A 13,382-nucleotide genomic window follows, 5' to 3' on the forward strand; every position below is an offset into this window, starting at 1 on the left:
AGACATGATTGAAAAACCTGCCAATCTTTTGAAAAGACTAGCAGGCATGGCTTATCATCAATCGGAGCGGCGGGATTCGAACCCACGACCTCCACTACCCCAAAGTGGCACGCTACCAAGCTGCGCTACGCCCCGGTCAGAATTACTATTCTATAACAAAACTCTAGGATAATCAATAGGCAAATTTAAAAAACCTTAAGTATCCCAGTAGCTTGCAGTAAATCTGGAACAGCAGAAGCATCCCATTTACCTTCTACACACCGCCCTGTATTCAAGATGAAGCGCAGACTGTAAGCATGAGGATAACCTTCCACCTCCATCCATAACAAATCGCTTTCAGCTTCACAAGCAATTTTTTCCTCTTCCATCAATTCAATTGCGAGTTGCTTCATCGTGTCTGCTAGCTGTGCTAGTAGACGGCAAAAATCATTCAACTCGGCTTCGGTTAACTCAATTGCCCAATCATCTGTACCGACTAAACCTTTAAAATCAGGTGCTTCGGGTTTCCAGCCAATACGCCAGCCAGATCCGCTTTTTACAACGCGTTCCATAAAAAGTTAAGAGTTAGGACTTATTAATTTACAACTCATAACTTTCCCATTACTTCAGTAATTCGGCACCTCCTCGTTGGGGTGGCTGTGGGGTAGTTGATGTACTAGGATTGGCTATGGTATTCGAGTTAGGCGATAGGGTATTTTGAGAAGTCGGATTAAATATATTGACTAAGACTTGCACTAAGGCATCTCGCTGGCTGCGGGTGAGACGACTGATGGCTTTGCGATCGCCTTCTAGAGGATTTTCCCGTAGTGAATCATTTCCTGGATAGCTAGCATCATAGATAATTTCGTTCGCGCCCAGGTAATCAGCTAAAGTTAGCTTCCAATCTAAGCGATAAATTGGGGCACGCCCTTTGGTATAAATGTGATATTTAATCAGGCGATTTACTAAGGTGTTGTTTTCGGCAACTTTTCCATTTTCTTTGCTGATATACTTATTTTCCCGTGGTAAATTTGGCAATTGCTGATATACTTGCTGCCAAACATCGCCAGGAGTGATTCTCTGAGCCATCGCAGGTTGGATGCTAAATAAATTTGTCTGTATTGATTTGTCAGCCCCTGAACTCAAAACAATTACACCCACTACCATTAAGGCAGTGAGTGTCTGCCAGGGCTTGAGTAGGGGTGGAATGAACGATAAATTTTTGCTCATCCTACCTTCTCTAAAGTCTTTTTTTATATTTCACCAATAATCTCTGGCTGAGTCAATTCATCGGACATTTCGATAATTGCCCTTAGCACTGGTTTCATCATCACATCTTCGTTACTTTCAAAGTCTTCATAACGCCGACGTTTAGCACGATTTGCCACCTGAACCGTAATGCGGTAACGATTTGAGGCTGCACCAATCAGCTCCTCAGCCCGGTGCATAATCTGAGACTGAGTTGTCTCGAACTTAGAACGCTTTAGCATAATTAGTGGTTCTTGGGGTCATTCCCCAGTGTAGCAGTCCTAATAAATCTGCTGCTGTGTATTTAATCGCTAGCAACCTCTGTGTTGATAGAGATTGAGAATGTTTTAATCACTTTATAAGTTAAGTTACTTATAATATTACCTAACTAAAGTGACATACCCTTATGGCTGACCTTTTGGAAACTGCTGTCAACGCGGGAAACTTCAAGACCCTGGTAAAGGCTGCTGAAGCTGCAAATCTCATAGAAATTCTGAAGAGTCCTGGTTCTTTTACACTATTTGCACCAACTGATGAAGCCTTTGCGAATCTGCCAGAGGGAACTTTAGATTCACTACTACAAGATATCCCCAAGCTCAAGAAAATTGTGGCGTATCATATCGCTAGTGGGGATGTTCGGTCTGATGACTTAGTACAGATTAATGAAGCAGAAACGCTTGAGGGGTCAATTGTAGCCATTGAATCTGCCGACGGCAAATTTAAGGTAAATAACGCCAATGTCCTCAAAACAGATATTTTGACAGACAATGGCGTGATCCATATTATTGATGGGGTGTTGATGCCTGCAATGGTGGCGGGAAGCTAATGCATTGGTTATGGGGCATGGGGCATTGGCAAAGAAAACTACTATTCCCCAGTCCCCAGTCCCTAGTACAGCAGGGCGTAAATAAGCAGACCATTGAAAAGTCCTAAAGAGCTTATTCCATAATCCTTTTGACTTTTGACTTTTGAACGCCAGTTGCTTCAAGTCGGCAGAGCCGCCCAACGCACTGGCTCCTTTTGACTTCCGCCTTGCGGTACTAGTCCCCAGTCCCCAGGATGCACCCACTGCGTTCAGGAATAGTTAATGACAACTGCTGAGTTTCTGCTTCACCATTCCAGTCAACCTCAGCAGTGCCATATAACAGCTTGTTGGGTTGAGTACGCAAACTGACGACATCTGCATTCGCTGTTGCCGAACTTGTGCCAGCGTTGATGGCAATTATCAATTCCTCTGTCCCCAAAGTTCGCGCAAAGATATAAAGTTGTCCTTGAGCATGGAGGACTTGGTAATCACCTGTACGCAACGCTGGGTAAGTGTGGCGCAGGGCAATTAATTGACTATGACTATTGAAAATTTCTCGCTCCCACTTGGCTTCTAAAGGAAAGCTACGACGTGAGTCTGGATCTATGCCACCAGGTAAACCAACTTCATCACCATAGTAGATGCTGGGGGCACCGGGAAAGGTGAGTAACAGTAGAGTTGACAATTCGACGCTAGCTTTATCACCGCCTGCAATGGTCATCAATCGGGCTGTATCGTGACTTGCGAGCAAATTGAGTTGAGTTAGCTGAATTTCCCAAGGGTAAAGTTCCAGTAGTTCCTGGATTTTAGTGGCATACTCGGCAGCAAATAAGGGTGGGTAGGGTTGATAGTCGCGGCTTTGAACTTGTTCTAAGACTACGCGATCGCCACCCGTAAAGGCAATTGTTGGCCCGGTAAATAGATAATTCATTACCCCGTCAAATTGCGTCCCATCCAACCACTCCCGAGAATCTCCCCAGACTTCGCCCACAATGTAAGCTTCGGGATTGACTGCCTTAACGCGATCGCGGAATTCCTGCCAAAAGCCAGGAGTTTTTATTTCAAATGGTACATCTAACCGCCAACCGTCGATGCCGAATTTAATCCAGTATTCGGCAATTTCCATAATGTATTCCCGTACTTCTGGATTGTCGTGGTTAAATTCTGGCAAGGCGCGATTTCCCGCCCAACCTACGTAGTTTGCAGGGAATTCACCAGTGTAGGCTGCAAGAGGCCAGCCTTCTATTTTGAACCAATTTACCCAAGGCGAATGGGGGCCATTTTCTAAAACGTCGTGGAAAAAGAAAAAGCCACGACTGGAATGGTTAAACACCCCGTCCAGAACGACTTTGATATTCCGTTGATGGGCTGCGTCGAGCAATTCCTTAAAAGCCTCGTTACCCCCCAGCATCGGGTCAACTTGGTAATAATCGTGGGTATGATAGCGGTGATTGCTAGCGGATTGAAAAATGGGTGTAAAGTAAATCGCGTTGATTCCCAGATCCTGTATGTAGTCTAAACCCTCCATGATGCCCCATAAGTCGCCGCCTTTATAACCTTGGAGTGTTGGCATAGCGTCCCAATCTTCCCAACGGGCTTCACGCAGCAGCCGTTTGCGCGGCTGTTTGCTTCTGGCAAAACGATCTGGAAATATTTGGTAGAAAACAGCGTGTTTTACCCAGTCTGGTGTTTGAATTTGCATGAATAACTTTTTGTACCTTCAGAAGCAATCGTTGCAAATATTAGCTTCTTTATGGCTCTTACTTATGATAGAAAATCTGTGATTTCTCAGTAGTCATTAACGATTTATACCCATTTTTTATGAAACAAGGGGCAAAATCCCCTTGTTCTGGAGCAACCTCGCAGATAATCACTATTAACTATTCTGACTACAATTTGTTAGTATTTAATGTTTATTAAAATTATCTTTTTTATTTATTACTTAATTATTCTTAATTTTATTTTATTTACTTTGTCCGTAATGATTTAGGCAGACACTGGATTAGTTTAATAGCTTCAGAAAAATTCCCAGTGACCCCAGTCTTGGGTAATTCTTAGATGCGGCTGCTCAAAGATGTCTCACGAGCTAGAGAAAATTGAGGGAGACATAATTTATGAATATGAGTTATGAATTAGCAATTGTCTTAGGAATAACTTCCCGCCTTCTAAGCTTATTTGATGTTATCTAGAAAAAAAATAGATAACTATAGTCGCATCAAATAATCAAGGCGAAAAAAATACATAGTCTGCATTAATGCTAGAGCGACTTATCAGGGTAAACTACTTTGCTTTCACCCAATAAATTAAATTTGAGGTAAAAATGAGACACGAAAAACTTTCTCCCGGACTACTTTTGGCATTTCAAGACTATCAAAATGAAGGAGATCAAGCTTTAGTTACACACAAGCGATCGCTTGGGATAACTGCCCACAAAAGCCCGGTCAAGCCAACTAAGAGCGTTGTTTTTATTTACTGCGACCCTGATGCAGACTTGAGTTATCTATCACAATATAATATTGAAGTCAATCAGAACTCTGGGAGTGTGCGGACAGCTTTCTTACCAATAGAGAGTTTAGATGTCTTATCTGAAGAAGATGTTATTCAGCGGATTAAGCCATCACGCAAACTTCATTTGAGGATGGACACTGCATTAGTAAAAGTCAAACTGCCGGAGTTTAAGAACCATACCGGACTGACTGGTAAAGGAGTAATCATCGGCATTATAGACAGTGGCATTGATCCGAAACACCCCGCCTTTGCTGGACGAATTTTACAAATTTGGGATCAAACACTACCAGGCCCAGGAGTCACAGAGGGCGGCTATGGGGGTGAATTTACGGGAGCGCAACTGACAATTTCTCAAGATACTGGCGGTCATGGAACTCACGTTGCTGGAATTGCCGCTGGTGCTGATACTACCTATGGCGGTGTAGCACCAGAGGCGGAATTAGTTGTCGTCAGATCAGATTTACAGGATGCCCACATTGCTGATGGCGTCCGTTACATTTTCCGAGTTGCTAGAGAATTGGGACGCCCAGCAGTGGTGAATCTCAGCTTGGGTGGACACGCTGATCCCCATGATGGTAGCGACTCTTTATCCAAAGTCATTGACGCTGAAACTGGCCCTGGAAGAATTGTTTGCTGTGCTGCGGGTAACGAAGGGGACGCCAATATTCATGGTCAAGCGACCATACACAGTGGGCGCACTCGTGGTATGCGCTTTAATGTTCCTTTGAATCAAATAGGTATAGTTTGGTTAAACGCTTGGTATTCCAAAGATAGCGAATTGGAAGTGTCGGTGCGGAGTCCTAACGGTTTTGTCACCCCTTTCCAAAAAATAGTTACTGACGGCAATCCTGCACAAGATTACCAATTACCAGATGCACGGGTGCAATTAGCGACACCAGGGCCAGATCAAGCCAACGGCGACCATAATTTCTTTGTGCAAATACGTGGTAATGGCCCCTCACCAGTAATGGGAGGTGTTTGGCAGCTGCGAGTCCGCAACACTTCTTCAACTGACACACGTTTAGATGTGTGGACATTAGATGACAGTTCGTCAGTGTTTTTCACTGGTAAAAGTGTGAAGGATGCGATAAAAATTGGTTCGCCAGGAGCCGCCAGCAGTGCAATTACAGTTGCTGCCTATACTACTAAAACCAAGTACACAGATATTGATAACCAAGTGCGAGAAATGGGCTTAGAATTGCATACTATTTCGGAATTCAGTAGTGAAGGTCCACTACGCAATGATGGACACAAGCCCGATGTAACAGCACCAGGAGCAATGATTGTTTCCACCCTTTCCGCCGATGCCAGTTTTGACCGCTCATCGATGATTAATTCCAAGTTTGTAGTTCAGGCTGGTACGAGTATGGCGACACCGTTGGTTAGTGGATTAGTAGCACTGCTGTTGCAGCGAGATCCTAAACTTGATCCGGCTGCTGTGAAAGACTTACTACGCAAAAATAGTGCCATTCCCGGAAAACCCGCAGGCACATTTGATCACAAATGGGGTTATGGAGTGATTAATGCTTTAAATCTGTAATTAAACCTCATCTATGTTCAGAACCGTAGTTTTTGCCCTCACCCTAAATCCCTCTCCCTACTTGGGAGAGGGACTTATTTTTGGCTCCGCTTCTGGCAATATTGGGAGAAGGGGCTGGGGGATGAGGGTTTTTTCTGTTCATACGGAAAGAACTACAGTTTTCAAGGTGGACGCGGTTTAGACTGAGAAAGGTGGATATTATTTCTGTACAAGGGTAGGCGATAAAAACATATAAATTTGATAAATTGGGGTAGGCAATTATTGTCTACCCTTTTTACCAAGGAATTGCTGATGAATTATCAGAAACTAGATGCCGCTCTTGCTACAGGGCTGAATGATGTTCAAGACCCAGAAGAAACTAGTTTGGAGGTTTTCATCCATACTGAACCAATTTTAGACTCTGCTGCAACTGCTGTTTTAGAAAGTTTAGGCGTCAGTGGTGTTACCAGTGGCAAAGATATTTTTACGGCAACACTGTCACAAAATGCCATTTCCCAGTTGTCAGAGCAACATTGGGTGAAGTATTTGAAGCGATCGCAGCAATTACATTTGGTTAATAAGAAAATAAATATAGGGAAGTTGGGTGTTTAATGGGCATTGCCTAACCCTACACTGCACGGATAATTTTTTGCAGTTACTATGAATCAGGTTTTTGTTTTTCTGGAAACTTACACTTCACCTCAATTTGCAGATTACTTTCAGCTGAACCTTCAGTAATGTAAGGAATGCCGGCTTTGCCACCCAACTTAATGCCAAATGTAAGTTTTACCTCCTCAATCTCAGCAGTATTGAAGTCTTTAAAAGCACTAAGAGCATAGATAGTATAAGAGCGAATCATTTGGCTTTGCTTGTTGCATCCGAGCGATCGCCTCCCTGGAAGCAGTCAACCAATTTTTGATAATGGAATTGACATTAACTTAATTGAACTTTGCGATCGTCGATGTCCTCAAAGGAGTATAAAATGTCCACAATGTCTACCAAAAAAAGGTGTTAATACCAATTCTGTGTGATTTTGCTACAAATCAGATTCTCCTGCCTCTTTTACCCCCTTTTTTGAGGGAATTGGGGGTATCTTAATGTGCAAATCCATAGAAAAATGGTAATAGTCATAAAACTTGTGTAGCGATCGCTTCTATATATATCCCTTTTTAATACAAATGTTCTATTTTGTTTCGTCAGTGGACGCACTATCCATCACCAACAGCATTCTGTAAAATTCATCCCTGAGAATATTTGCTCCCCCCTTACCAGCTGCCACATACAGTCCTAAACTGAAGATGAGAGTTGAAAGGCAGTCAGGAGAAATTTTGTGAAAAAAGTATTATCAATGATCCTTGGTGGTGGCGCGGGTACTCGGCTTTACCCCCTAACGAAACTACGCGCTAAACCAGCAGTACCAGTAGCGGGGAAGTATCGCCTAATCGATATCCCTGTCAGTAACTGCATAAATTCCGAAATATTCAAAATCTATGTCCTGACACAATTCAACTCAGCTTCCCTGAATCGCCATATCGCCCGTACCTACAACTTTAGTGGCTTCAGCGAAGGCTTTGTGGAAGTGCTAGCCGCACAGCAAACTCTAGAAAACCCCAACTGGTTCCAAGGTACAGCCGATGCTGTGCGTCAGTACCTGTGGCTGTTGGAAGAATGGAATGTGGACGAATATTTGATCCTCTCCGGTGATCACCTCTACCGCATGGATTATCGCCACTTTATCCAACGCCATAGGGAAACGGGTGCTGATATTACTCTCTCAGTCATCCCCATCGATGAGCGCCGCGCCTCGGATTTTGGCTTGATGAAAATTGACGATTCTGGTAGGGTAATTGATTTTAGCGAAAAACCCAAAGGTGAAGCGTTAATCAAAATGCGCGTTGATACAAGTGTACTGGGATTATCAAAAGAACAAGCCCAGCAACAGCCTTACATCGCCTCGATGGGGATTTATGTCTTTAAAAAAGAGGTTTTGTTCAAGTTGTTAAAAGAGGGTTTAGAAAGGACTGATTTCGGCAAAGAAATTATTCCTGATGCCTCTAAGGATTACAACGTTCAAGCTTATCTGTTTGATGATTACTGGGAAGATATTGGAACAATTGAAGCATTTTATCATGCCAATTTAGCCCTGACTCAGCAGCCGCAGCCACCCTTCAGTTTCTACGATGAAGAAGCGCCAATTTATACCCGCGCTCGTTACTTGCCTCCAAGTAAACTTTTAGATTGCCAGATCACAGAATCAATTATTGGCGAAGGTTGTATTTTGAAAAATTGCCGCATCCAACATTCAGTATTAGGAGTGCGATCGCGGATTGAATCTGGCTGCGTCATTGAAGAGTCCCTACTCATGGGTGCAGATTTTTATCAAGCTTCTGTAGAACGCCAATCTAACGTAGAAAAAGGTGACATCCCCGTAGGTATCGGTACTGACTCGCTTATTCGCCGTGCGATCATCGATAAAAACGCCAGTATCGGTCACGATGTCAAAATTATCAATAAAGATAATGTGCAAGAAGCTGACCGCGAAAGTCAAGGTTTCTATATCCGTAGTGGTATCGTCGTGGTGCTGAAAAATGCTGTAATTCCTGATGGAACAATCATTTAATAGTTAGGAGTTAGAAGAGACGCGAAAAATCTTTGTCTGTACAGGAGTTAGGAGTTAATGACTAAAAATTCTGATTACTCTTCACTCCTCACTTTTAATTCTTCACTATTACAGTTATTTTCAAGTAAATAGACCACACGGTAGGGGCGCAAGGCCTTGCGCCCCTACGACAGATGTGATTCAAATACATGAAAACTGCTGTAACTTCTCACTCCTCACTTTTATTACTGATTGGTCTTCCAGGTAGCGGTAAGTCAACTTTGGCAAAAATATTACTGGCAGAATACCCCCAGATGTCGCTGATTTCTACGGATGCCATCCGGGGGCAACTGTTCGGTTCGCAAGCCATTCAGGGGTCATGGTTGCTGATTTGGCGAGAAGTAGAACGGCAATTTCAGCAAGCTATTTCTAGAGAAAATACAGCAATTTTCGACGCTACCAACGCCCAGCGTCGCCATCGACGTGAAGTCATTGCTTTAGCCCGTGACTTGGGCTTTACCCAGATTACGGGAATTTGGGTGGATACGCCAGTTTGGCTGTGTTTGGCACGTAATAAAAGGCGATCGCGCCAGGTTCCAGAAGAAATTATTTTACGGATGCACCGTCAACTCAGGGATGCTCCCCCAAGCCTGGAAGAAGGGTTAGACAGGCTAATCCGCTGATCAGAAAAATCGGAGTACGGAAATTGCGATCGCACGGTGAGCAAGAACCACACTTGATTTTCTATATTGTTTGCTAATTTAAAATTAGATTCTTTATTGCTTGGCACTATACCTAGCAATTAAACATCTGTGATCTTAAAAAAAAACATAACAGGAATTTCTATAGGAGACTAGTAGATGGCTGCAACCGACTTCAAAGACTATTACGCAATTTTGGGAGTTAGTAAGACTGCCAGTCAGGAGGAGATTAAACAAGCCTTTCGTAAACTAGCCCGCAAATATCACCCCGATGTCAACCCAAATAACAAACAGGCAGAAGCACGCTTCAAAGAAGTTAGCGAAGCCTACGAAGTTGTGTCAGATACAGATAAACGCAAAAAATATGACCAATTTGGTCAATATTGGAAACAAGCTGGTGAAGGTTTCCCATCTGGTGGCGTTGGTGCTGATATGGGTGGCTTTGACTTCAGTCAATACGGCAATTTTGATGAGTTCATTAATGAGTTGCTAGGACGCTTTGGCGGTGCTAGCCCTCGTGGTGGACGACAACAAAGTTACTCACAAAATTACTCTTACCGGACTTCCACAGGTTCGTCAACTGGTTTTAGTAGCTTTAACGATTATGGGTTTGGTGATGCAGGTGCGGGTACTTCCCAGGACACAGAAGCTGTAATCAGCCTAACTTTTGCTGAAGCATTTAATGGTGTGCAAAAGCGCTTCAGTTTAGGTAACGAAACAATTGATGTTCGTATCCCATCTGGGGCTAAACCTGGTACTCGCCTGCGCGTGCGGGGTAAAGGTCAAATCAACCCGATGACTCAACAACGAGGGGATTTGTACTTAAAAGTCGAATTTCAGCCGCACTCCTTCTTCCAAATGGAAGGCGATAACTTGGTGTGCGAAGTGGCAATCACACCAGATGAAGCTACTTTAGGAGCGTCTATTGATGTACCCACACCTGATGGTTCAGTTAATGTCAAACTACCAGCGGGAGTGCGTTCTGGTCAATCGCTGCGTTTACGTGGCAAAGGTTGGCCTCTCGCCAAGGGTGGACGTGGCGATCAGTTGGTGAAAGTGGCGATCGCCCCACCAAAAGACCTCAGCCAACAAGAGCGGGAATATTATGAAAAAATCCGGGCTATACGTACTTATAATCCCCGCAGTCATTTGCAGCAAGTCAAGCTGTAAATATTTTGGATTGTAGAGACACGAAAGCACTGCGGCACGAAGTCAGCTTCGCGTCTCTAAATTAGTTAGGTATGAATTTACTGTGCCATTCTCGCTACCACGATGGACTTAAACGCTTCCATTGCCTCTGGAGTAGTTTCGGTAGCTTGCCATGATGGGCGTGCTACTAAGCGATCATTCCAAGCGCTCAGTTTTGGATAGTCACTTAAGGAAATGCCTACACTTGGCAGCACAGTTACTACAGTTCCAGCCACAACTTCGGCAAGAGTGAGGTTTTCACTGGCAAAGTAAGGGCGCTCGTCTAATAAATTTTCAAAAAACTTCAGCACTGTGGCAATTTTTTGCTGTGCCTTCTCGATTTTTTCTGGATCTCCTCCAGGCAAGCCGAGAAACTGAGGTATAAAGGTGGTAGTCGCTGGAAAAAGCTCATTCACAGTTACCAGTTGTACCGTTCGGGCGATCGCTAAATCCTTGGCATCTTTAGGCAACATCGCAGGTGTAGGATATTTTGCCTCTAAATAGTCCAGAATTGCTAAGGATTCCACTACATTAAAGCCATCATCTACCAAAGCTGGAATATGGTGGAAGGGGCTAATTGCCAAAAACTCTGGTTTAAACTGCTCTCCATCCAGTTTTATCTCTACCAATTCAAATTCAAGTCCTTTTTCTAGTAAAGTAATCCAGACGCGGCGCGAGTTGGGAGAAAAAGGCGTGTGGTAAAGTTTCAACATGAGAAAATCTCACAGCTTTATAAGTAGGGCGGACATTGCCAATCTTACACCTTATACTCAATTGAATTGTTCTAACAATGTCTCAACACTGGCGTTGTGATCTAGAAAAGAAAATAAATGCCAGTAGCGGAGTTTTCCTTCTTTATCTAATACAAACTGGGCTGGTAAAGGCGCTCCCAGTGCTTGTCCTACTTGATAGGTACGAAATATGCGACAACTTGGATCACTTAGTAACGGCATTTGTAAGTTTAAATCTCTCACAACTATTTGACTCTGCCGTTCATCGGTACTAGTAATCATTAAAACTTCTATACCTCGCTTTTTGAATTGCTCGTAATTCTCCTTCAAAGCTTTGATGTGAGGAAAACAAAAAGGACAATATTGTTTTTCGGTAAAGATGCGAGTAAAGGCGACTAATACTGGTTGCTTGCCTTTATAATCAGACAATTTTACTAAAGTCCCGTTGGTAATATCTGGCAGTTGAAAATCTGGTGTTCCCACTCCCAACCTGAGTTGATGTGTTGCTGGAACTGGTAAAAAATTGCGGAAGAAGCGCTCATTCAATAAACCACTAAAATCAGTTGAAGTAAGCATAATATTAATCCTGATTATTTAAATACTATTGTATGAAAAAACCACAGATACATATGGAGGTTGACACTGTTTAATGTGTATCTCTGTTTATCTGTGGTTTTCATTGATTTTACTCTCAACTCCAACAGGATGGATTAGAGTTTGCTAGCTAGCAAAATTTAGACAGCAGAGAAGTAGACTTTAGACTTCACTGGGTCAGGATTCATTGTCTTGTCACCAGGTTGCCAACCAGCTGGGCAAACTTCGTCGGGGTGAGACTGAACATACTGAATTGCTTGCAATGTCCGCAGGGTTTCATCAACGCTGCGACCAAAAGCTAGGTTGTTGATAGTAGCGTGCTGTATAATACCATCTTTGTCGATCAGGAACAGACCACGCAAGGCAATGCCTGCTGCTGGGTCAAGCACGTTATAAGCGGCGCTAATCTCTTTCTTGATGTCTGAGACTAGAGGATAATTCAGGTCGCCGACACCACCAGACTTACGATCTGTTTGAATCCAAGCGAGGTGGGAGAATTCACTATCAACGGAAGCCCCAAGGACTTCTGTATTAATTTTCTTGAATTCTTCGTAGCGATCGCTAAATGCTGTGATCTCAGTGGGACAAACAAAGGTAAAGTCTAGTGGGTAGAAAAACAGGACGACATATTTACCGCGATAATCGGAAAGTTTGATTGTCTTAAATTCCTGATCTACCACAGCCGTTGCTGCGAAATCGGGAGCTTGTTGACCAACGCGGAGGCTTCCTTCGGTTCCGTAAGTGAGGGACATTAACCTAATTCTCCTTTATCCGTTTAGTAGCGTTAGAATTCGGGTCAGCTAAAACTCACCCATCTACGCTGTCACAGTTTAATTACAATCTGTTACGACTATATCATACTCATAACGATTTTGAGTAGCAAATGCCCGATTTAGATACAAGAGAATGGTTGCTTACCAATGGCTTGGGAAGTTTTGCCAGCGGTACGGTTTCTGATGTCCGCACACGCACTTATCACGGTTGGCTGTTTACCGCAACAAACCCGCCTTCTGGGCGGACTCTGCTGTTTTCGCACCTAGAAGCTAGCTTAGAAGTATTCGGGGGCGTTGTGGCACTGGGGACAAATGTTTGGGGTAACAGTCAGATTGAACTGACAGGCTACGAACTGCTACGCTGTTTTGATATTAACCCAGTTCCAAAATGGATTTGGGGTCAAGATAACTGGCAGTTAATTAGACAATTGGTGATGCCCTATGGGTTAGTGGGGACTGGGGACTGGGGACAAAGGGAGATAAGCAATGCCCCTGCCCAATTTGGTCATAGAATTTTGATCCAATATCGCTATGAAGGAAGTGATACAGCGATTTTACGGCTGCGACTGCTGATAGCAGAACGTGATTTTCACCACCAGCAAACTGCTAGTCAAGAATTACAGTTCTCAGAATTGGTTGGGCAACAGCAAGTCTGTCTGCAAGCAAAAAATTCTGGGAACTTCGGTATACCTTGGCACTTGCGCTGGACACAAGGAAATTATCAACCAGATGCAGTT

The 13,382-nt window shown here is 43.5% G+C and carries 15 protein-coding genes and 1 tRNA gene; 7 read left to right on the top strand and 9 right to left on the bottom strand.

The features are described from left to right. Positions 1-61: 61 nt before the first annotated feature. From Q0541_RS22340 to Q0541_RS22355, 4 genes are all read right to left on the bottom strand, one after another. A tRNA-Pro gene (locus tag Q0541_RS22340) sits at positions 62-135 on the bottom strand. Positions 136-185: 50 nt separating this feature from the next. Continuing rightward, a complete protein-coding gene (locus Q0541_RS22345; RefSeq protein ID WP_298915511.1) occupies positions 186-551 on the bottom strand; it encodes a DUF1818 family protein in 366 nt (121 codons plus the stop codon). 49 nt (positions 552-600) lie between these two features. Further along, positions 601-1,209: a hypothetical protein gene (locus tag Q0541_RS22350; RefSeq protein ID WP_298915513.1), complete on the bottom strand. Its 609-nt coding sequence runs from the start codon at positions 1,207-1,209 to the stop codon at positions 601-603. 23 nt (positions 1,210-1,232) lie between these two features. Then, positions 1,233-1,469 carry a DNA-directed RNA polymerase subunit omega gene (locus tag Q0541_RS22355; protein WP_273767371.1) on the bottom strand — a complete coding sequence of 79 codons (237 nt, stop codon included), beginning with the start codon at positions 1,467-1,469 and terminating at the stop codon, positions 1,233-1,235. A 164-nt stretch (positions 1,470-1,633) separates the two neighbouring features. Here Q0541_RS22355 and Q0541_RS22360 point away from each other — a divergent pair, with 164 nt between their 5' ends. Beyond that, a complete protein-coding gene (locus Q0541_RS22360; RefSeq protein ID WP_298915516.1) occupies positions 1,634-2,053 on the top strand; it encodes a fasciclin domain-containing protein in 420 nt (139 codons plus the stop codon). Between the two features lie 214 nt (positions 2,054-2,267). Here the strand turns inward: Q0541_RS22360 and Q0541_RS22365 are convergent, their stop codons facing one another. After that, the gene (locus Q0541_RS22365; protein WP_298915519.1) at positions 2,268-3,734 is read right to left on the bottom strand and encodes a glycoside hydrolase family 13 protein; all 1,467 of its coding nucleotides are present in this window, start codon (positions 3,732-3,734) and stop codon (positions 2,268-2,270) included. Between the two features lie 618 nt (positions 3,735-4,352). Here Q0541_RS22365 and Q0541_RS22370 point away from each other — a divergent pair. Next, positions 4,353-6,080 (top strand): S8 family peptidase, encoded by a 1,728-nt coding sequence (locus Q0541_RS22370; protein ID WP_298915521.1) that lies wholly within the window; start codon positions 4,353-4,355, stop codon positions 6,078-6,080. A gap of 291 nt (positions 6,081-6,371) precedes the next feature. Then, on the top strand, positions 6,372-6,671 hold the full coding sequence (locus Q0541_RS22375) for a hypothetical protein (protein ID WP_298915524.1): 300 nt from the start codon (positions 6,372-6,374) through the stop codon (positions 6,669-6,671). A gap of 46 nt (positions 6,672-6,717) precedes the next feature. Here Q0541_RS22375 and Q0541_RS22380 read toward each other — a convergent pair whose 3' ends face one another. Beyond that, positions 6,718-6,918 carry a CU044_2847 family protein gene (locus Q0541_RS22380; protein ID WP_298915526.1) on the bottom strand — a complete coding sequence of 67 codons (201 nt, stop codon included), beginning with the start codon at positions 6,916-6,918 and terminating at the stop codon, positions 6,718-6,720. A 471-nt stretch (positions 6,919-7,389) separates the two neighbouring features. Here Q0541_RS22380 and Q0541_RS22385 point away from each other — a divergent pair, with 471 nt between their 5' ends. The 3 genes from Q0541_RS22385 to Q0541_RS22395 all read left to right on the top strand — a co-directional run bounded on the left by Q0541_RS22385 (position 7,390) and on the right by Q0541_RS22395 (position 10,529). After that, entirely contained in the window at positions 7,390-8,679 is a 1,290-nt protein-coding gene (locus Q0541_RS22385) for a glucose-1-phosphate adenylyltransferase (protein WP_298915529.1), read from the top strand. A gap of 188 nt (positions 8,680-8,867) precedes the next feature. Further along, the gene (locus Q0541_RS22390) at positions 8,868-9,341 is read left to right on the top strand and encodes an AAA family ATPase (protein ID WP_298915532.1); all 474 of its coding nucleotides are present in this window, start codon (positions 8,868-8,870) and stop codon (positions 9,339-9,341) included. A 177-nt stretch (positions 9,342-9,518) separates the two neighbouring features. Then, on the top strand, positions 9,519-10,529 hold the full coding sequence (locus tag Q0541_RS22395) for a DnaJ C-terminal domain-containing protein (protein ID WP_298915535.1): 1,011 nt from the start codon (positions 9,519-9,521) through the stop codon (positions 10,527-10,529). A gap of 77 nt (positions 10,530-10,606) precedes the next feature. Here the strand turns inward: Q0541_RS22395 and Q0541_RS22400 are convergent, their stop codons facing one another. The 3 genes from Q0541_RS22400 to Q0541_RS22410 form a co-directional block, all read right to left on the bottom strand. Continuing rightward, entirely contained in the window at positions 10,607-11,260 is a 654-nt protein-coding gene (locus Q0541_RS22400) for a glutathione S-transferase family protein (protein ID WP_298915538.1), read from the bottom strand. 57 nt (positions 11,261-11,317) lie between these two features. Then, on the bottom strand, positions 11,318-11,854 hold the full coding sequence (locus tag Q0541_RS22405) for a peroxiredoxin (RefSeq protein ID WP_298915541.1): 537 nt from the start codon (positions 11,852-11,854) through the stop codon (positions 11,318-11,320). Between the two features lie 158 nt (positions 11,855-12,012). Further along, positions 12,013-12,624 (bottom strand): peroxiredoxin, encoded by a 612-nt coding sequence (locus Q0541_RS22410; protein WP_292706261.1) that lies wholly within the window; start codon positions 12,622-12,624, stop codon positions 12,013-12,015. Between the two features lie 131 nt (positions 12,625-12,755). Here Q0541_RS22410 and Q0541_RS22415 point away from each other — a divergent pair. Continuing rightward, a partial coding sequence (locus Q0541_RS22415; protein ID WP_298915547.1) for a glycogen debranching enzyme N-terminal domain-containing protein occupies positions 12,756-13,382 on the top strand: 627 nt, incomplete at its 3' end.

This window comes from uncultured Nostoc sp. (genome assembly GCF_937863485.1).
Taxonomy (GTDB): Bacteria; Cyanobacteriota; Cyanobacteriia; order Cyanobacteriales; family Nostocaceae; genus Nostoc.